This window comes from Megasphaera elsdenii DSM 20460 (genome assembly GCF_003010495.1).
In the GTDB taxonomy this organism is placed as follows: domain Bacteria; phylum Bacillota; class Negativicutes; order Veillonellales; family Megasphaeraceae; genus Megasphaera; species Megasphaera elsdenii.
This window is the reverse complement of record NZ_CP027570.1, coordinates 1,181,004-1,198,938: the sequence shown is the minus strand read 5'-3', so window position 1 is coordinate 1,198,938 and position 17,935 is coordinate 1,181,004. Positions and strand designations below refer to the sequence as shown.

22 protein-coding genes are annotated in these 17,935 nt (G+C 49.6%); 2 read left to right on the top strand and 20 right to left on the bottom strand.

Annotated elements, in window-relative coordinates:
- Positions 1–2 precede the first annotated feature (2 nt).
- The 10 genes from C6362_RS05655 to C6362_RS05610 form a co-directional block, all read right to left on the bottom strand.
- Complete coding sequence (locus tag C6362_RS05655) at positions 3–1,043, bottom strand: glycosyltransferase family 4 protein (protein ID WP_106699286.1); 1,041 nt, start codon at positions 1,041–1,043, stop codon at positions 3–5.
- A 33-nt stretch (positions 1,044–1,076) separates the two neighbouring features.
- Entirely contained in the window at positions 1,077–1,862 is a 786-nt protein-coding gene (locus tag C6362_RS05650; RefSeq protein ID WP_014015772.1) for a glycosyltransferase family 2 protein, read from the bottom strand.
- Positions 1,863–1,947: 85 nt separating this feature from the next.
- Complete coding sequence (locus C6362_RS05645) at positions 1,948–3,318, bottom strand: sugar transferase (protein ID WP_014015771.1); 1,371 nt, start codon at positions 3,316–3,318, stop codon at positions 1,948–1,950.
- Between the two features lie 704 nt (positions 3,319–4,022).
- Positions 4,023–4,721, bottom strand: coding sequence for a CpsD/CapB family tyrosine-protein kinase (locus tag C6362_RS05640; protein WP_014015770.1), 699 nt, complete (start codon positions 4,719–4,721; stop codon positions 4,023–4,025).
- A complete protein-coding gene (locus tag C6362_RS05635) occupies positions 4,709–6,166 on the bottom strand; it encodes a GumC family protein (protein ID WP_014015769.1) in 1,458 nt (485 codons plus the stop codon). Before C6362_RS05635 ends, C6362_RS05640 begins: the two co-directional genes overlap by 13 nt.
- A gap of 26 nt (positions 6,167–6,192) precedes the next feature.
- Positions 6,193–6,849 carry a polysaccharide biosynthesis/export family protein gene (locus C6362_RS05630; protein ID WP_014015768.1) on the bottom strand — a complete coding sequence of 219 codons (657 nt, stop codon included), beginning with the start codon at positions 6,847–6,849 and terminating at the stop codon, positions 6,193–6,195.
- A gap of 19 nt (positions 6,850–6,868) precedes the next feature.
- The gene (locus C6362_RS05625; protein ID WP_014015767.1) at positions 6,869–7,663 is read right to left on the bottom strand and encodes a tyrosine-protein phosphatase; all 795 of its coding nucleotides are present in this window, start codon (positions 7,661–7,663) and stop codon (positions 6,869–6,871) included.
- A 61-nt stretch (positions 7,664–7,724) separates the two neighbouring features.
- On the bottom strand, positions 7,725–9,254 hold the full coding sequence (locus C6362_RS05620) for a capsule assembly Wzi family protein (RefSeq protein WP_014015766.1): 1,530 nt from the start codon (positions 9,252–9,254) through the stop codon (positions 7,725–7,727).
- Positions 9,255–9,491: 237 nt separating this feature from the next.
- Positions 9,492–9,965 carry an 8-oxo-dGTP diphosphatase gene (locus tag C6362_RS05615; protein WP_014015765.1) on the bottom strand — a complete coding sequence of 158 codons (474 nt, stop codon included), beginning with the start codon at positions 9,963–9,965 and terminating at the stop codon, positions 9,492–9,494.
- Positions 9,966–9,972: 7 nt separating this feature from the next.
- Positions 9,973–10,395 (bottom strand): DUF3783 domain-containing protein, encoded by a 423-nt coding sequence (locus C6362_RS05610; protein WP_036203215.1) that lies wholly within the window; start codon positions 10,393–10,395, stop codon positions 9,973–9,975.
- Between the two features lie 221 nt (positions 10,396–10,616).
- Between C6362_RS05610 and C6362_RS05605 the strand changes: the two genes are divergently transcribed.
- A complete protein-coding gene (locus tag C6362_RS05605) occupies positions 10,617–10,898 on the top strand; it encodes a transposase (protein ID WP_014015018.1) in 282 nt (93 codons plus the stop codon).
- Positions 10,895–11,809 carry an IS3 family transposase gene (locus C6362_RS05600; RefSeq protein WP_014015019.1) on the top strand — a complete coding sequence of 305 codons (915 nt, stop codon included), beginning with the start codon at positions 10,895–10,897 and terminating at the stop codon, positions 11,807–11,809. The genes C6362_RS05605 and C6362_RS05600 overlap by 4 nt, the downstream gene beginning before the upstream one ends.
- A 591-nt stretch (positions 11,810–12,400) precedes the next feature.
- Here the strand turns inward: C6362_RS05600 and rplQ are convergent.
- From rplQ to secY, 10 genes are read right to left on the bottom strand one after another with little or no spacing between them, the layout of a single operon-like run.
- Positions 12,401–12,739 (bottom strand): 50S ribosomal protein L17, encoded by a 339-nt coding sequence (rplQ, locus tag C6362_RS05595; RefSeq protein ID WP_014015763.1) that lies wholly within the window; start codon positions 12,737–12,739, stop codon positions 12,401–12,403.
- Positions 12,740–12,756: 17 nt separating this feature from the next.
- Positions 12,757–13,737 (bottom strand): DNA-directed RNA polymerase subunit alpha, encoded by a 981-nt coding sequence (locus C6362_RS05590; protein WP_014015762.1) that lies wholly within the window; start codon positions 13,735–13,737, stop codon positions 12,757–12,759.
- 52 nt (positions 13,738–13,789) lie between these two features.
- Positions 13,790–14,179, bottom strand: a complete 390-nt coding sequence (gene rpsK / locus C6362_RS05585) for a 30S ribosomal protein S11 (RefSeq protein WP_014015761.1) — start codon at positions 14,177–14,179, stop codon at positions 13,790–13,792.
- Between the two features lie 28 nt (positions 14,180–14,207).
- On the bottom strand, positions 14,208–14,576 hold the full coding sequence (gene rpsM, locus C6362_RS05580) for a 30S ribosomal protein S13 (RefSeq protein ID WP_014015760.1): 369 nt from the start codon (positions 14,574–14,576) through the stop codon (positions 14,208–14,210).
- 22 nt (positions 14,577–14,598) lie between these two features.
- On the bottom strand, positions 14,599–14,712 hold the full coding sequence (gene rpmJ / locus C6362_RS05575) for a 50S ribosomal protein L36 (protein ID WP_007391661.1): 114 nt from the start codon (positions 14,710–14,712) through the stop codon (positions 14,599–14,601).
- A 23-nt stretch (positions 14,713–14,735) separates the two neighbouring features.
- Positions 14,736–14,954, bottom strand: a complete 219-nt coding sequence (gene infA, locus C6362_RS05570) for a translation initiation factor IF-1 (protein ID WP_014015759.1) — start codon at positions 14,952–14,954, stop codon at positions 14,736–14,738.
- Between the two features lie 14 nt (positions 14,955–14,968).
- Positions 14,969–15,238 (bottom strand): KOW domain-containing RNA-binding protein, encoded by a 270-nt coding sequence (locus tag C6362_RS05565; RefSeq protein WP_014015758.1) that lies wholly within the window; start codon positions 15,236–15,238, stop codon positions 14,969–14,971.
- Positions 15,239–15,240: 2 nt separating this feature from the next.
- Positions 15,241–15,993, bottom strand: coding sequence for a type I methionyl aminopeptidase (gene map, locus C6362_RS05560; RefSeq protein ID WP_014015757.1), 753 nt, complete (start codon positions 15,991–15,993; stop codon positions 15,241–15,243).
- A gap of 2 nt (positions 15,994–15,995) precedes the next feature.
- Positions 15,996–16,646, bottom strand: a complete 651-nt coding sequence (locus C6362_RS05555; RefSeq protein ID WP_014015756.1) for an adenylate kinase — start codon at positions 16,644–16,646, stop codon at positions 15,996–15,998.
- Between the two features lie 16 nt (positions 16,647–16,662).
- Entirely contained in the window at positions 16,663–17,925 is a 1,263-nt protein-coding gene (gene secY, locus C6362_RS05550; RefSeq protein WP_014015755.1) for a preprotein translocase subunit SecY, read from the bottom strand.
- Positions 17,926–17,935 lie beyond the last annotated feature (10 nt).

Genomic DNA, 17,935 nt, shown 5'->3' with positions numbered 1-17,935 from the left:
TCCTACACGCTTTCTTTTGACATAATATTCACGATAGATTGTGCAGTTTTTCGATAATTAAATTTATCAAAATCATCAAATGAAATAAAGGATTCTGTTGGTTTTAATAATAATTGCTTTATGGTATTCTCAATATTTAAATCATCTAACGGATTAACAAATCCAACATATTTTGAATAGTGATTCAAAAATTCCACCTGTCCACCCGTTCTAGGACAAACAATTTTACAATTAGATAATAAAGCTTCAACATAGGTTAACCCAAAAGACTCCGATTCCCCAAGAGAAATAAAAAGTTCTGATTCTTGATATAATTTATAAATTTCATCATGAGAAACCCGTCCCATAAAATTGACAGATACATCTAATTGTTGTGCTAGCTTCATCAAATGTGACAATTCAGGTCCATCTCCAGCAAGGACAAAATTATATCCAATACCATCTCGGTTCAATAAAGATAAGGCCCGAATAATGGTATCTATTCTCTTGCTAAGAACAAGTCTTCCCGTAAACAAAATTTGACCGGATTTCTTTTTTACTGAATTCCTGTTTTGTGATATTTTTTTTAAAAAACACTCATCAGCGCCAAGATGCGCGATACCATCAACGGGTATATTCCAAATTCTACGATTAATTGTTGCTGTAAAATTACTATTAGCTAAAATTTTATCACTATATTTGGCCATAAATTTAGTCGCGCCAACCGCCAATAAGGTCTTTAAAATGCCATATGACTGAAAATTAAAAAAACCATGCAAAAACAATATCTTTACACCGTAATGTATAAAAGGAAAATAAGCAGCATATTGCAAAGATGCAATTACTAAATCAGGTTTATATTTCCTTATATTAGCAACAACTTGTAACTTAGAAACCTGTTTAATATTCAAAGACAGATTGGTCACCTTACTCCTCTGCGTTGTAATTATAAGAACTTCATATCCCAACTGTGAAAAAGCAAAGGCAAGTCCTTCATCAAAAGTAGCCACCCCACCAAAATATTTTTTAGTTATCACCGGTCCTAATATGGCTATTTTCATCATTCTTCCTCCATTAGCAAGATAACAACAAGGTTATTACCTAATACGTTTCTTTTTTTGACCAATATGTGTACCTTTTACCAAAACCCAACAACCTAATTCATATAGACTTTGCAGTCGACTATGACCTTCAATTTGGCGATATAACTGCCAGTGATATTTAGCTTGCTTCAACTTATTACTACTAACGGAACCTTTCCGACCGAGCCGATAGGTTCCTAAGACCTCTTGCATACCGTAGCAGTATGGCGTCTTCTTCAAAATTTGGAGCCACAGGGCAAAGTCATTACGTTTTTTAATCAAGGGAACAGCAAATTTTCCTAAAGCTTCCTGATCATACATAGCTGTCAGATTACCGATAGGATTCGATAAGCGAATACACCGTTTATAATCAGTTTGTTCAGGTGGATATAAAGCAGTGTGCAAAGAATTGCCGTCAGCATCCATCTGAGCATATGCGGTGCACGAAAAAGCAGCCTCTTTTTTTTCCATAAAGGAAATTTGTTTCTCTAATTTATCAGGGAACCATAAATCATCGCTATCTAAAAAAGCAATATATTTCCCAGCTGCTCTTTTAATGGCTTCAGTTCGCGCCACAGCAGGGCCTCCATTTTCAGGTAAACAGTAATAATGAATATTGGGATATTTTTTTAAGTAAGGTTGTAAAACAGATTGGGTATTGTCCGTGCTGCAATCGTCAACGATTTGAATTTCCCAATCCGTTACTGTTTGTGAAATAACAGATTCAATAGATGTGCTAATATAGGCAGCACAATTATATGTAGGCATAATGACACTTACCAAAGGTGATTTATGAAACATAATAATGACTCCATCCTTTGTAAAAATAGGAAGAACCCTTCCGGCCCTTTCGGGCCACCTCCCCTTCTCAGGGGAGACGGAGGCTTTAGCGTTCAAATTTGCTCAGGTCTAGGTCTTTGCCGCTGACGTCTTTGCCTTCGGTGGCGCTCTTGGTGACTAGGATCTTGATGGTCTGGATCATGATGACGAAGTCTTCTAAGATGCTGTAGTTTTCGATGTACATGAGGTCGTAGACGAGTTTGTCATAAGGCGTTGTGTTGTACTTGGCAAAGACCTGGGCTAAGCCGGTAATACCCGGTTTGACGTTATGGCGATAGGCGTATTCAGGGTTTTCTTGTTTAAACTGTTCGACGAAGTACGGCCGTTCGGGTCTCGGGCCGACGAGGCTCATGTCGCCGTTGAGGACGTTGAGGATCTGCGGCAGTTCATCGAGGCGGGTGGCGCGGATAAATTTGCCGACTTTGGTAATGCGCGGGTCGTCTTCGGTGGCCAGCTGGGGACCGGAATATTTTTCGGCATCGACGCGCATGGAACGGAATTTATAAACCTTATATTCCTTGCCAAAGCGGCCGACGCGGACCTGGCTGTAGAGGATGGGACCGCCGTCGCCGAGTTTGATGGCCAAGGCGACGGGGATGGCGAAGGGCAAGGCGCAGATAGCGGCGATGCCAGCCAAGATGATGTCGACAGTGCGCTTGACCGCCCGCTGTTCTACGCTGAGGCGCAGGCTCTTAGGCCGGAAGACGGGCACGTCATCGATTTTCTGGAGCATGGCCCCGTTACAAAAGATTTCATAAGAACCGGGAATGATGTATGGTTGAATTTCCTTATCCGTACAATAATTGACGATTTTGGCTTTCGTGGCAATGGGGATATCTGAGCAGATGATGAGCGTATCGATATCACAAGCTTCCAATTTCTGGCGCCAATCGGTCTGCGGATCCATGATGACGTGCTGGAGCTGCATTTTAAGCTGTGGCTGAGCACTCATGCGATAATAGACATGGCGGCATTCGTCTTCATTGCCTATAATCATGACCTGGCGAACGGGATGAAGGCTCTGTTCCCAATGCTGGACGGCCCGCTTCCACAAACCGAGCAAGACGAATTGCACAGCCGTACTGGTGACAATCAAAACGCGGGAATAAGCGAATTCATGGATTACGAAGCTCAAGGCCATGATGAGGATGAGAACCAAGAATAGACTGACTGCCAGGCTGATGAGGACTTCGCTGAATCGCTTGTGCTCGATGGTATACAGGCCATTGATGCTAAACATCATGACTGAAAAGATGATAACAACAGGCAACATACCGGAATATAAGGCATGATTCATAGCCCGTGCGCCTGGCGGAATAATCAAATAGGTCAGGAGTATGTAAGTTAAGGTAATGATGGTCACGTCTCCGAGTAAGCCAAAGAGTTTACGTGACGTAGGATAAACACGGGTCTTCATGACCTTTTCCTTCCTTTCGTGAGGATTGGGGCCGGTGGCCCCAGTGGCTAGTGGCTAGTGGTTCGTAGGCGCCCTCACGGGGGCGCGTCGGTCGCAGGTCGTTCGTCGTTAAGCCTCCCCTCATAGGGGAGGTGGCCGAAAGGCCGGAGAGGTTGGTTGGTCGTGGGCGCCCTTGTAGGGCGCGCCGGTCGCAGACCACAGTTCGCAAAACCATGCCACATTAGCTCGCAAGTTATATGGCCGACTGTTCGCGGCGGGCCGCCCTAACCGGGACGGCCCCTACGCACGAGGCCACAGGCCGTGGATAATTATTATCGCCTGGATGCGACTCCGTAGGGGACGTCCTGGAAAGGCGTCCCGCTACGCGCTGAGGGTACCCCCGAAGCGTCGTTGTTAGTTTGAGTCTGACGCCGCGCAGCGGCACCTGAGTCCGAGATAAACGCCGGTCGCAGTTCGCGAAAATCATGCCACATTGGCCCGATTGGTGTATGGCCGTCTGGTCGCTGTAGGAACCTCTCAGTCAGCTTCGCTGACAGCTCCCCTATCAGGGGAGCCATACGCGCCCCAAAGGGGCGTTTTTTACGAGCCGAGGGTTACTCGAGGCGATGTTGTCAGTTTGAGTCCGTCGCCGCGCAGCGGCATCTGAGTCCGAGGCGGCCTGCGGCCTGCGAACTGCGGCCTGCGCCTCCCCTTCGCAGGGGAGGCTAGCGTCTTTTACGTTTTTTATTATGGTTTTCGTCATAATAGTAGTAGTAATAGTAGCCGCTCTTGTGGTGCTGCGGAACTTTGTTCAGTATGACGCCTAGGATGTTGGCGTGGACTTTTTCCAGGAGGGATTTGGCTTGTTTGCCTTCATCTGGGCCGATGTCGCCACTGCCCAGGATAATGACGGTGCCATCTACCCGGCTACTCATGAGGGCAGCGTCAGTGACGGCCAGGACCGGCGGCATATCCAAGAAAACGTAGTCATAGGTTTCCGCTGCTTCCTGCAATAAGGCTTCCATTTTCTTCGATCCCAGAAGTTCTGCCGGATTCGGCGGAACCGGGCCGCTAGTGACGACGTCCAGGTTGGGGAAGACGTCGGCCTGGATGACTTCTTTCAGCGGCAGGTCTTCGGCAAAGCAGTTGCTCAAGCCCCGGTTTAAGAGGCCGAAGCGGCGGTGGACGACGGGCTTACGCATATCACAGTCTATGAGCAGGATTTTTTTATCATCCTGTCCCATGGCGATAGCTAAATTGGCAACAGTCGTCGATTTCCCTTCGCCAGGAATGGCCGACGTAAAGACGAGGGTTTTCAATTGCTTTCCAGCACCGGCAAACTGCAAATTCGTCCGGATAGCCCGATAGGCTTCGGATACGGGCGACCGGCTGTCATAATGGGTGATGAAATCTATTTCCGCCATAATTTCCTCCTAATTTTCGACCACAAACCATCGCTGCTTCCCGTTTCTACCTGTAAGGTGCTGGTATCGGGAATCATGCCCAAGACAGGCAAGCCCAATTCTTTTTCCACATCTTCAGCTGTCCGTATCTTGCGATACATGAGAGACTGAACGATGACGGTCCCCATACCGACGATGAGCCCTAATAAGGTCATAATGGCCATAATCAAGACCTTTCGCGGCTTAATCGGTTTTTCCGGCAGTGTAGCCGCATCGATGACCTGGACTTCATTCGGCACCATGACTTCGGCGACCTTGGCTTCTTCCAATCGTTTGGCCAGCATAACGTAGATTTCGTTGGAAACGTCGGCATCGCGCTTGACCCGGACGAAGCCCTGTTCTTTTTCCGGCAGCGATGAAATGATGGCGTCGTTCTGGGCATCCATCTGGTCCAAAGCGGTCTTCTTGCTCTGGGCTACGGCAATGGCCGCTTCGTTCTTGAATTTATCGGCCAGTAATCCCTGTTGGACGCTGTTGCTGGACGGCGCCTGCTGGGAAACGATCTTGCTGATTTCCTGGTTCAGGGAATCACGGGTGGAGTTGATCTGGTTGTTGATTTCCTGCATCTTTGGATGTTCATCCGTGTATTTGCCGACGTAGCTGGCTTTCGTCGCTTCCAACTGAGCCAGCTGGGTCTTGTACTGCTGAATGGCCGGGCTGTCGGCAATGGAGACGCCAGCCGAGCTGAGCTGTTCATTGACACTGTTCAAGCCGGCCTGGGCCGTTTCCAAATTGAGCTGGTTTTCAGCCTTAGCCTTGTCAACGATGTTCAGCTTATCCGTAAGCTGTTTCATCTGGTCATCTGTGGAGTACATCTTATTGGCAGCTTGGTACTGCTGCAGTTTGTCTTCGGCCTGGCTCAGTTCATCCTTAGAAGCACCTAGCCGCTGTTCCAGGAACTCGCGGGTCCGCTTCTGTTCGTCATGACTCAGTTCGGTCAGGCGGTTCATAAAGCCCTGGACAATAAGATTATTGGCCTGCTGGGCCTGTTCCGGCGATTTGCCTGTGACGTCGACTTCCAAGATTTCCGTATCTTTATACGGTTTGGTGACGATGTGCTTTTTAACGTAACTTTCATAATCGGGTAATTCGCCGTCATCATTTCGTTCTTCTGTCTTTTCGATGACCGGCAGGACGACGTTGCGGCTCTTGAGGATTTCCGCATCCGTCATCATGCGCTGCTTATCGTCCAGTGTATTGCCCCCGGACACCTGAGACATGATCGAGTCGCCCAAGCCTTTATCCTGCTTGATGCGCAATAGCGACGTCGACTGGTACACTGGCGAAGCAATGCAGAGATAGGCCCCTCCGGCAATCATGAAGGCCGCCGTAATGGCAGCGATTTTCTTTTTATGGTCCATGACGACTTGAAAGAGGTCCTTCAAATCAATGGTTATTTCTTCCACCCTGTTCAACTCCTGTATGGGAAATACTAGTTATTATCTAAGTTGTCTTTCGCTTCGGTAATCATATAGATACTGCTAAAGATTGGCGCAATATCGCGAGCAAAGTCGATGCGATGATTCTTGGTCAAGTAGAGGATGTCCCCTTCGCGGAGGGTGACATTCTGCGACATGTCGCCAGTTTTGAGCATATTATTGAGATTAATGGGGATGAGCGATTTCGGTTGGTCCTGATGGATGAGGAAAATCTTCTTCTTCGCCGTATCCCGCGTAAAGCCCTGGGCCGCGCCGATAGCGTCGATGACCGTATGGCCTTTGTCTAACTCTACCGCACCGGGTTTACGGACTTCGCCGAAGACGTAGACCCGGACGCGGCCTAACTTGGAAATATTGACAGATACATCGGGATCGACAATATACCGAGACAAGCCCTGCTGCAAGACATCTGTGAACTGGGAGACCGTCATGCCTTCGGCGTGGATTTCCCCGACTAAGGGAAACGATACGTTACCATCGGGCCGGACGACGAAGGGCGACTGATTCGTCGATGAATTGCCTAAATCCTGCTGCTGGGTGACGACGATGTTGAGCTCATCGCCAGGGCGCATATAATATTCTTCAGCGCAGGCCGTCCCGGTCCATAAGGCAGTCACGACAGCCAGCGCCAGTATACTTTTCTTCAACATATTTATTCACATCCTAAATTCAACCAAAGAGACGATGGAAAAAGCCTTTTTTCTCTTTTTGCCAATGCGACGGCAAATCGGGATAAAAGACGCGGTGTTTCAAAATATATTCAGCATTACGCGTCGCTGTATTCCAAAGATTGACATGCGGCTTTTCCTTGGCGGCCAAGCGATCTAATTCTTCATGGGCCTGACGGATATCCGTCGTGCGGAATTCCACGCGATGACCGTCGCTGCCGAGGAAATGAATCATATTATTGCGGTAGAGGTCGCGGACGCGCTGTTGCAACTTTGAGCCGAAATAGCCCGTGAAACTGCCTGTATTGCATTGAGCCAGGACGCCCTTATTCATCCATGCCAGAAGCGTTTCCGGACGTTCCATGAGGCGCTCATAGCGTTCTACGTGGGCCAGAAGTGGCAGGAAGCCGCGCATCTGCAACTCATATATCATCTTTTCCACAATATCCGGCTGAGACTGGTCCGTCAGTTCCAACATGACATAGCGGCTGCCGGCCAGACAATAATCGTCGTGATTTTCCTTCATGAAACGTAACGTATCGCCGTTAAGTTCTACTTCGGCCCCCGTATGGATACGAATAGGAATATTGGCCTTATCCGCTTCCTCCTGAAGGGCTGCTGCCTTGTCAAGGATGGTCTGCCAGGACGGAATGTGTCCTTGTCGATTGACATGAGGCGTCGCAATAATATCGGTGACTCCCGAATCCACAGACATGCGCAGCATCTGCAGGGACATGTCCAATGATTCAGAGCCATCATCAATATCGTATAAAATATGTGAGTGAATGTCTATCATGATTGTTCTCCGTTTGGGGCCGAAGGCCCCGTGGTTAGTGGTTAGTGGCTCGTGGTGTTCCCTAGTATCTCCACTGGATGGTGGCAGTGGCGAATTTGTCGTGGTCTGTACGGACCGTGAAGTCAGCGTTTTCTACCTTGGCGTAGCCGATGATGCCGTTGAGGTAGACGTCCTGGCCGAGTTTTGTCTGGCCAGTCAGACCGAATTCATTGACTGTGGGATGGGGGCTCATGCCCCGTTCCATTTCCGTCCGCTGGGCGTACAGGCCGAGAGATGTTTCGTTGGGCAAATAATGGCGGATCGCGCCGTAGTATTTGCGGGCATCGCGGCCCATGGCGTCACCCATGATGGCGTCATGATAGGTCCAGCCGTTCTTGAAGCGCTGATGACCGTACCAGGCGTCGCTGGTGTCGGCCATTTCCAAGGTCATATCCCACGAGCCGTCATGGGCCAACTTCGGCAGATACATACCGGCCCGGTAAGCCACTTTAGACGGCATGTAGTGGGACTGGTCTTCACCGTAAAGTTCACCGTAGAAGGTGACACCGGGCAGGCTCAAGCGAAAGTCACCGCCGGCGATGTCGTCCCAGCGGTCCTGGTCGCGATCATCGTTACGGCCATAGAGCCAATGCCCCCAGTCAGAGCTATCCAAGCCATTGCCGTCACCACCGAGCATGGACAGGCGGGATACGCCAAACGTGAAGTACGACGTTGGCGAGAAATCGGCACGGATGCCAAAGAGACCGGCATTATCGTAATCTTGGGCATTCGCGCGGCCGGAGCGGTCGTCTTCGAGGAAGCCGTAGAAGAGATGGACGTCGGCCTGGCCGAGGAAACGGAAGAAACCACCGACGCGCTGGGGTTCCATGAAGTGGGCCTGGATGGTCGTCAAGGGACGCATGTTGTCGCCTAAGACGAGGTTCCCCGTTTCCCCCTGTCCCCAGGTCATGGCCTGTTTACCGGCTTCAAAAGCCCAGATACCGGCCCGGGTCTTGATATAGCCTTCTTCCAGGCTGGCACTGAAATCATTATCCTTGTCATAGCTGAAGCGGGGCCGCAGGGCAATAGCCGTTTCATGACCGATGTTCCCGGAGATTTCGGCTTCCAAGATACCGTTACCATCGCGGCCGTATTTATAACCATTGCGGTCAGCGCCGAAAGTCTGCCAGCCGGCGTTAACCACGCGGCTATAAGAATGGCGCGGCGTATCCGAAAGCTGGGCTGCTGCCGTCAGCGAAACGGAACGGAGCTTCAACGGATCATAGGTCTTTTCCCCGCGCAGGGTCGCCACTTCCGGCGCTACGTACTGCGCCAGGGCTTCGACTTCATCGGACAAGTATTTTGGCATAGGCTTGGTCTGGGCCTTATCCTGGGCCTGGACGACCCACTGTGCCATCTGCATGCGGCTGTATGGTTTGGCCCCGTTGGGCATGGTATCGAGATAGCCCATGGCACTCAGCTTTTCGATATAGCCATAGTACGGGCTGTCTACCGAAACATTGGCCGTCGTCGCCGGGGCTGCCCAAGCTCCCGTAGTCATGCCTAAGGTCAGCACAAAAGCCGCCATCAAAGCCGCATTCATCTTCTTCATACTTATCCAACTCCACTTCATTATGAAAATCAAATAAAAGATATACGTTATACTAATGTATATATGCAAAACTGTAACAAGTGATTATGTGACCTTTATCACCTACTAATACCTTATAACTATAGAATAAAAGCCACCGTCCTGTCAAGTCCCTCATATTGTCTAAACTGTAGTCTAGATGACAAAAAACAGACAGATAATGTCTATCTGCCCGTTTTTTCGTATATATACTTATTTTTATGCATCAACTGTATGTAATTCCATGTGAGCTACGGTATCATTATCTTCGGCAAAGGTAATGATGCCCTTTACCTTTTCTTTTTTTAGCAACATAGGAATCCACGTCCGATCCCCTTTCCACATTTCATCATACGGAAGGGCTGCTGGGTCGAACCATGTCGGTTCCATTTCTTCCGTTTCCTGGATAGTCCCCTGCCATGTATGGAGGAAATAGACAAAACCGATGTGGTTGAGTTCCGGCGAGGCGGAAAAATGAAAATCGAGAAAGCCGACGAGTTCCAGATCTTCTTCCCGAGCGATGAGGCCCGTTTCTTCCTGGAGTTCCCGGACGGCGCACTGCAGGAAGTCTTCGCCGGCTTCAATCTTGCCGCCGAAGCCATTCCACTTACTGACGCCGAAGCCGCGCTTTTTGCGGCCTAATAAAAGCTTCCCGTCCGAACGGACGGGAAAGCAAAGTGTCGTAGGACGCATAGTCGTCTTACCTCTTTTTATGGAAATATTCGTGTTCTTTCGACAATTCCTGCAAAATCGTTTCGATAGTCCAGGAAATGTTGTTCGGCGTCAACATCGCCTTGAGGGGAACATTCTTCAGACGCCCCCGGCGGATGCTGCTCAAGAGCAGGTTGACGGCCTTGTTGTCAAAGCCACAGAGAATCAGAGCTTCCTTGGTCACAGGCGGAAGATTTTCGTCTTCGTTCATCTGTTCATGGACCTTGGTCTGTTCCGTTTCCTGTTTCATGGCTGCAATTTCAGCGATTTCATCGTCCGTCAGTCCCAGGACTTTGCCGACGGTTTCACTTTTTTCATCTTCCGTAACCGCTTTGACCTTTGATTTCGTCAAGAGGGCCAGGAGCTTGACCAGCTCCAGCCGTTCCGGTGTAAAGTTGACAGCTAACATCATACGATATGGCATTTATATCACTCCTTTTGGGGTAGGCTCGCGTAGCGAGCCCGTGGTTAGTGGTTAGTGGTTAGTGGTTAGTGGCTCGTGGTTAGTGGCTCGTGGCTTATCGCCTTCGGCGATGCGTTCGTCGTTATGCCTTGGTGTTAGCATATAAATAGGACAAGTCAAACTGAGGTTCCTAATGGTGGTACAATAGGATTAACTAAGGAGGCCTCAGTATGGCAAAATTCAACAAAGAATTCAAAATCAACGCAGTTAAATATTATCATGAACATCGGGAACTCGGCTTGGTTGGCTGTGCTACGAATCTAGGTATTGCTCCACAAACCTTGTCCCGTTGGCAAAAGCAGCTGAAGGACAATGGCGAAATGCCTTATCGTGGTTCCGGCAACTATGCTTCGGATGAAGCTAAGGAAATCGCCCGTCTGCAGCGTGAACTGCGGGATGCGAAGGATGCGTTGAATGTCCTAAAAAAAGCTATCAGCATTCTGGACAAATGACCATTGCCATCTATCGCAGTGTCCAGGAAGAAGCCGAAAATGCCCATCAGGCAGAACGTCGTTTTTCGGTGTCCGGAGTGCTTTCTGAACTCGACGTTTCTTCTTCAGGATATTATGACTGGGCGGCGCGCAAACCATCGAAACAGGCCCAGCACCGCAAGGAGATGAAGAAAAAGATTCAAACTATCTACGACGATTCCAAGCAGATTTACGGAGCCCCGAAGATTGCCCAAGTTATGCAGCAGAACGGGGACAGTATCTCTGAACGCACAGTTGGCGTATACATGCGGCAAATGGGCATTCAGGCCTGCTGGGTAAAGCATTACACCGTAACGACCCGTAACAGTGACTTTGACGTGGCGCTGGTGAATATCCTTCAGGAATGCTTCAATCCTGAAGAACCGGATCAAGTATGGTGCAGCGACATCACCTATATCTGGACAGCTGAAGGTTTCGTCTATTTGGAAAGCATTATGGATTTGTTCTCCAGGAAAATCATCGCCTGGAATCTGGCCCGTAATCTGGACGTCGCCGGCATCGTCAAGATGCTGCAGGAAGCCAAACAATGCCGGAAACCCGGACAGCTGTTGGTTATCCATTCGGACCGTGGCTGCCAGTATGTTTCGCAGGCATATATTCGGGAGACATCCCAAATGCGCCGCAGCTATTCGAAGAAAGGCTATCCATGGGACAATGCCTGCATCGAATCCTTCCACTCCCTGATTAAACGGGAATGGCTCAATCGCTTCAAGATTCAAAATTATCAGCAAGCGTACTTGTTGGTGTTTGAATACATCAATACCTTTTACAACACCGTACGCATTCATAGCCATTGCAACTACATGTCACCGGATGACTATGAAAAGCTGTATGCTGATTTCCAGAAACATAATATGCGTCTGGGAATCTAAGAAACGAAAAACCTCAATTTAATTTGTCCGAAATCTTGACATAGGACCACCTCCCCTTATAGGGGAGGTGGCCTAAAAGGCCGGAGAGGTTGGTTGGTCGTGGGCGCCCTCATAGGGCGCACCGGTCGCAGGCCGCAGGTCGCAGGTCGCAAAACCATGCCACATTGACCTGATTGGTGTATAGCCGATTGTTCGCGGCGGGCCGCCCGTTGGGACGGCCCCTACGCACGAGGCCACGGGCCGTGGATTATTTATTATCGCCTGAATGCGATTTCGTAGGGGACGCCCAAAGGGCGTCCCGCTACGCGCTGAGGGTTTCCCGAAGCGTCGTTGTCGGTTTGAGTCTGTCGCGGCGGAACGCCGCATCTGAGTCCGAGATAAACGGCCGGTCGCAGCCGCTGTTCGCCGTTCGCAAAACCATGTCATGTTGACCTGATTAGTGTATGAACGACTGGTCGCTGTAAGAACCTCTCAGTCAGCTTCGCTGACAGCTCCCCTATCAGGGGAGCCATTTGCTAACTACTAACTGCTAGCCACTAACCACTCAAAAGGGGCTGTCGCACATGCGACAGCCCCTTTTTTCTTACAAGCTTATACTAATTCGATGATTACCATCGGAGCAGCATCGCCCTGACGAACGCCAGTTTTGATGATGCGAGTATAACCGCCCTGACGATCTTTGTATTTCGGTGCAATTTCGTCAAACAGTTTTTTGACAACATCTTCATCCATCATGTATGCCAAGACCTGACGGCGAGCGTGGAGATCGCCGCGTTTTGCGAGGGTAAGCATTTTATCAGCGACTTTGCGAAGTTCTTTTGCCTTTGCTTCTGTCGTTTCAATGCGTTCATGCTGGAATAAAGAGGTGACAATGCTGCGCAGCAAAGCTTTACGTGCGGAGCTGTCTCGTCCCAACTTTCTATAAGCCATCGTTCATCCTCCTCGAACTATTCTTCGTTACTCGATTTTAAATCGTAACCTTCTTTTTGCAACTTTTCAATGATTTCATCGACAGACTTCTTGCCGAGGTTGCGAATCTTGGACAAGTCGTCTTCCGTCCGTTCTACGAGGTCGCCTAAGGTGTAGATATTTGCACGTTTCAGGCAATTCGAAGCGCGTACGGAGAGGTCGAGGACATCAATCTTGATGTCGTTGAGGTCCGGTTCTTCCGGTACTTCCGGTTCTTCGCCATCTTTGTTGGTAAATTCAGCCAATGTGTCGTTGACTTTGGCGTCGGTGGCGATGTCCTGGAAGTAGTTCAAATAGCTGATCATAATGGATGCAGCTTTGGCGACGGCGTTTTCAGCAGTGATGCTGCCATCCGTCGTCACTTCAAGCGTCAACGAATCGTAATCCATTTCGTTGCCGACCCGGATATTGCCTACTTCGTAGTTGGTGCGCACAATAGGCGAAAAGATGGAATCGATGGGGATGACCCCGATCATATCCGTTTCTTTCTTGTTCTTCGTAGAAGGAACATACCCTTTGCCGCGTTCAATGTGGCACTGCATGCGGATGTTGGCATCCGTATCCAATGTGGCAATATGAAGATCCGGGTTTAAAATTTCAATGTCTGAGTTTACGTTAAGATCGTTTGCAGTGAATTCACATTCACCAGAGATATCGACGGTGATATCGAGTGCGTCAATATCATCATCCAAGAATTTCATCCGCACCTGTTTGAGGTTGAGGATGATTTCCGAAACATCTTCCCGGACGCCGGGGATGGTCGAAAATTCATGGAGCACACCATCGATTTTAATCGAAGTGATTGCTACGCCATCCAGAGATGCCAGGAGGACACGCCGCAAACTATTACCCAATGTGATTCCGTAACCCCGATCGAGAGGTTCACATACGAATTTTCCATAGGTACCGTCTTCATTGATTTCGACGGTTTTAACTTTAAACTTGTTATCATCGATCATTAGGAAAATCCTCCTATTTCAGAATCAAAACACCTTGGTTAATTATCTACGATTATACGCGTCTCCGTTTCGGCGGACGGCAGCCGTTATGCGGAATAGGAGTTACGTCTTTGATGGAGTTGACTTCAAGACCTGCAGCCTGCAATGCGCGGATAGCAGCTTCACGGCCGGAGCCCGGGCCTTTTACGAAAACTTCTACCTGACGGAGGCCATGTTCCATAGCAGCTTTAGCAGCCTGTTCAGCAGCCATCTGTGCAGCGAACGGAGTGCTCTTACGGGAACCACGGAAACCGAGGCCGCCGGCACTTGCCCAGGACAATGCATTGCCTTTTGCGTCAGTGATCGTAACGATCGTGTTATTGAAAGTAGAACGGATATGTGCTGCGCCCGATTCTACATGTTTCTTTTCTTTTCTTTTGTTGCTTCTTACGTTCTTAGCCAAAATCGTTTCCCTCCTTACTTAAAGAATCTTATTTCTTCTTACCTGCTACAGCTTTTCTCGGGCCTTTACGGGTACGTGCGTTCGTCTTGGTGCGCTGACCGCGGACCGGAAGACCTGCACGATGACGTTTGCCGCGATACGAATTAACTTCGATCAGGCGTTTGATGTTGAGTGCTGTTTCACGGCGAAGGTCGCCTTCAACTTTATATTCAGAACCGATGACTTCACGAATCTTCTGTACTTCGTCTTCTGTCAGGTCGCGAACGCGGGTATCCGGGTTTACGCCAGTCTTAGCCAGAATTTTCTGGGAAGAAGAAAGACCAATACCTAAAATGTAAGTCAAACCAATTTCAACTCGTTTATCACGTGGTAAATCCACACCGGCTATACGTGCCATCTATTCATTCACCTCCTGTTTATTAACCCTGTTTCTGTTTATGTTTCGGATTTTCGCAAATGACCATGACGCGGCCTTTACGTTTGATAATTTTGCATTTTTCGCAAATCTTTTTTACTGACGGTTTTACCTTCATCGTTAACCTCCTGCGTAATACTCTTACTTAAAGCGGTACGTGATACGACCGCGATTCAGATCATACGGTGTCAATTCAAGTGTGACCCGGTCGCCCGGAAGGATACGAATGAAATTCATCCGCATTTTACCGGAGACATGAGCCAGCACGATGTGATCGTTTTCAAGCTTGACTTTGAACATGGCGTTTGGCAAAGCTTCAACGACGACGCCTTCTACTTCAATGACATCTACCTTCGACATAGTAACCTCCCTGGTCAATTCTTCACAGCCCGGTTCAAGACGGACCGTATCCATTCATTGCTGATTCTCGCGGGACCAGCGCTTCCAGTGGATACGCTCGTTCCCAATATCCGGAGATGCCGGCAATTCTTTTTCTTCGGCTTATCCAGGTTGTACTTTCTACCGTCAGCAATCCATACGTAGGGATAAGCCAGACTGCCGACAACAACATACAAGTGGCCTTTATCCCTGCCTGCCAGGCTTTCTACGACCGTGCAGACAGGTATCATCTGAGTCCGTTCCATACTTACTCTTCCGGTAACGTCAGAATTTCAGGACCGTTTTCCGTGATGGCTACTGTATGTTCGAAGTGGGCTGCCGGTTTGCCGTCACGCGTGACGACGGTCCAGCCGTTCTTCAGCTGGCGGACCTTTTCGGTGCCCATATTGATCATCGGTTCAATGGCCAGGACCATGCCCGGTTCCAGCAGTTCGCCGTGACCGGCCATGCCATAGTTCGGCACTTCCGGATCTTCATGCATATCCGTGCCGATGCCGTGGCCGACGTAGTCGCGGACGACGCCGTATCCGAAGGATTCGGCATAAGACTGGACTGCGTGGCCGATGTCGCCGAGGTGATTTCCGGCTACGGCCTGTTCGATGCCCTTATAAAGGCTTTCTTCGGTGACCTTCAAGAGCTTGAGGGTCGCCGGACGAACGTGGCCGACAGGAATCGTTACCGTCGAATCGCCATGGTAGCCATTCTTGTTTACTACTAAATCAATGCTGATTATATCGCCATCTTTGAGCTTGCGGTGGCCCGGGATGCCGTGGACGACTTCTTCATTTACGCTGGCGCAAATGGTTGCCGGGAACCCGTAGTAGCCTTTGCAGCTCGGAAAAGCGCCGCAGCTGCGGATGTATTCTTCACAGCGCTGGTCGAGTTCGCCTGTCGTAATGCCAGGCTGAGCCAGTTTCTTCATGAGTTGAAGTGCGTTAGCAGTAATGCGGCCAGCTTCGCGAATATACTCAATTTCCCGTTTCGATTTTAAAATAATCATGCTTATTTACTCTTTTCAAGACTAGCGACGATGTCTTTGTAGACATCTTCCATGCTCTGTTTGCCATCGATTTCGATGTAGAGATTGGAATTCTTATAGTAGTCGATGAGCGGTTTCGTCTGTGCAGCGTAGACGCTCAAGCGTTTCTTGACGGTTTCGACTTTGTCGTCATCGCGCTGATACAATTCACCGCCGCATTTATCGCAGACGTTCTTCACCTTGGACGGTTTGAATGTGACATGGTATGTCGCACCACAGGAGCGGCAGATCTGACGGCCCGTCGTCCGTTTGATGAGTTCTTCATCGGGGACGGCGATGTTGATGACGCCATCGAGTTTGATGCCTAAATCCCGGAGGATAGCATCGAGGGATACAGCCTGGCTGGTCGTGCGCGGGAAACCGTCGAGGATGAAGCCTTTTTTGCAATCATCTTTGGCAAGGCGTTCTTTGACGATGCCAACGGTAACAGCGTCCGGTACGAGCTGGCCGTTATCCATGTACTTCTTGGCTTCGAGGCCGAGCGGGGTCTGTTCTTTTACAGCCGCCCGGAACATGTCGCCTGTCGAAATCTGGGGAATACCATATTTTTCAATCAATCGTTCAGCCTGGGTACCTTTACCAGCACCCGGAGGGCCCATTAAAAGAATATACACTCAAACTACCCCCTTATTATTTCATAAATCCTTGATATTGTCTATTCAAAACTAAGGATTCTGCCTGTTTCATCGTGTCGATGGCAACACCGACGACGATGAGGATGGCTGTACCGCCGAAGTAGACCCCTTCGATGCCCGTGATCCAGCCGATGAAGTTCGGCAGGATGGCAATGAAGGCCAGGAAGAAGGCACCGGCGAGGGTGATCCTCGTCATGATGCGATCGATATACATGGCCGTCGGCTGACCCGGTCGGATGCCAGGGATGAAGCCGCCGTATTTCTGCATATTTTCCGTAAGCTGCGGGATGTTCAGCGAAATAGCCGTGTAGAAATATGTGAAGAACATAATCAGGAGTGCGTACATGACGGTGTTGGTCACCGTGCCCCATGCAAAGAAGCTTGCGACCCACTGGATCGTGTCATTCTGTACGAACTGTGCGATGGTAATCGGGAACATCAGTACAGACGAAGCAAAGATGATGGGAATGACGCCAGCCTGGTTGACTTTCAGCGGAATGTGTGTCGAGTGACCGCCATACATCTTACGGCCGACGATACGTTTCGCATACTGTACCGTGACGCGGCGCTGACCCTGGGTGACTTCGATGACCACGACGATCATGAACAAGGCGATAACAGCAAAAAGCAAGGCCTGGAAGATGTTGATCGAACCAGCCTGGATATACTTGTAAATCGTCATGCACCCTTGAGGGAAACGCGCTACGATACCCGCGAAGATGATGAGAGAAATGCCGTTGCCGATCCCACCAGCTGTGATCTGGTCACCGAGCCACATGAGGAAACACGTGCCTGCCGTGAGGATCAGCGAGACCATGACGACCATGGCCCAGCTGTCGACGATGAGGGCATTGTTGACTTTCAGCGCATAGCTCATGGCGAAAGCCTGGATCAACGCCAGGACAACCGTACCGTACCGCGTGACCTTTTGGATCTTATCGCGGCCTTCCTGATTGTCCTTTGCCCATTGTTCAAAGGTCGGGACGACGGCTGTCAGCAGCTGCATGATGATCGACGCGTTGATGTACGGCGTGATGCTCATGGCCAGGACGGAGAACTTACTCAGTGCCCCGCCGGCGAACAAGTCCAGAAGACCGAACAAGTTGCCGCTGCTGAAGAGGTTTTCAATGACTGACGAATCAACGCCCGGTACGGGGATGTGAACGCCAAGTCTGAAAATGACGAACATGATGAGGGTGAAGACTGCCCGTTTCCGAAATTCCGGGACGTTCAGTACGTTTTGGATGTTTTCTAACACCGCAAATCAC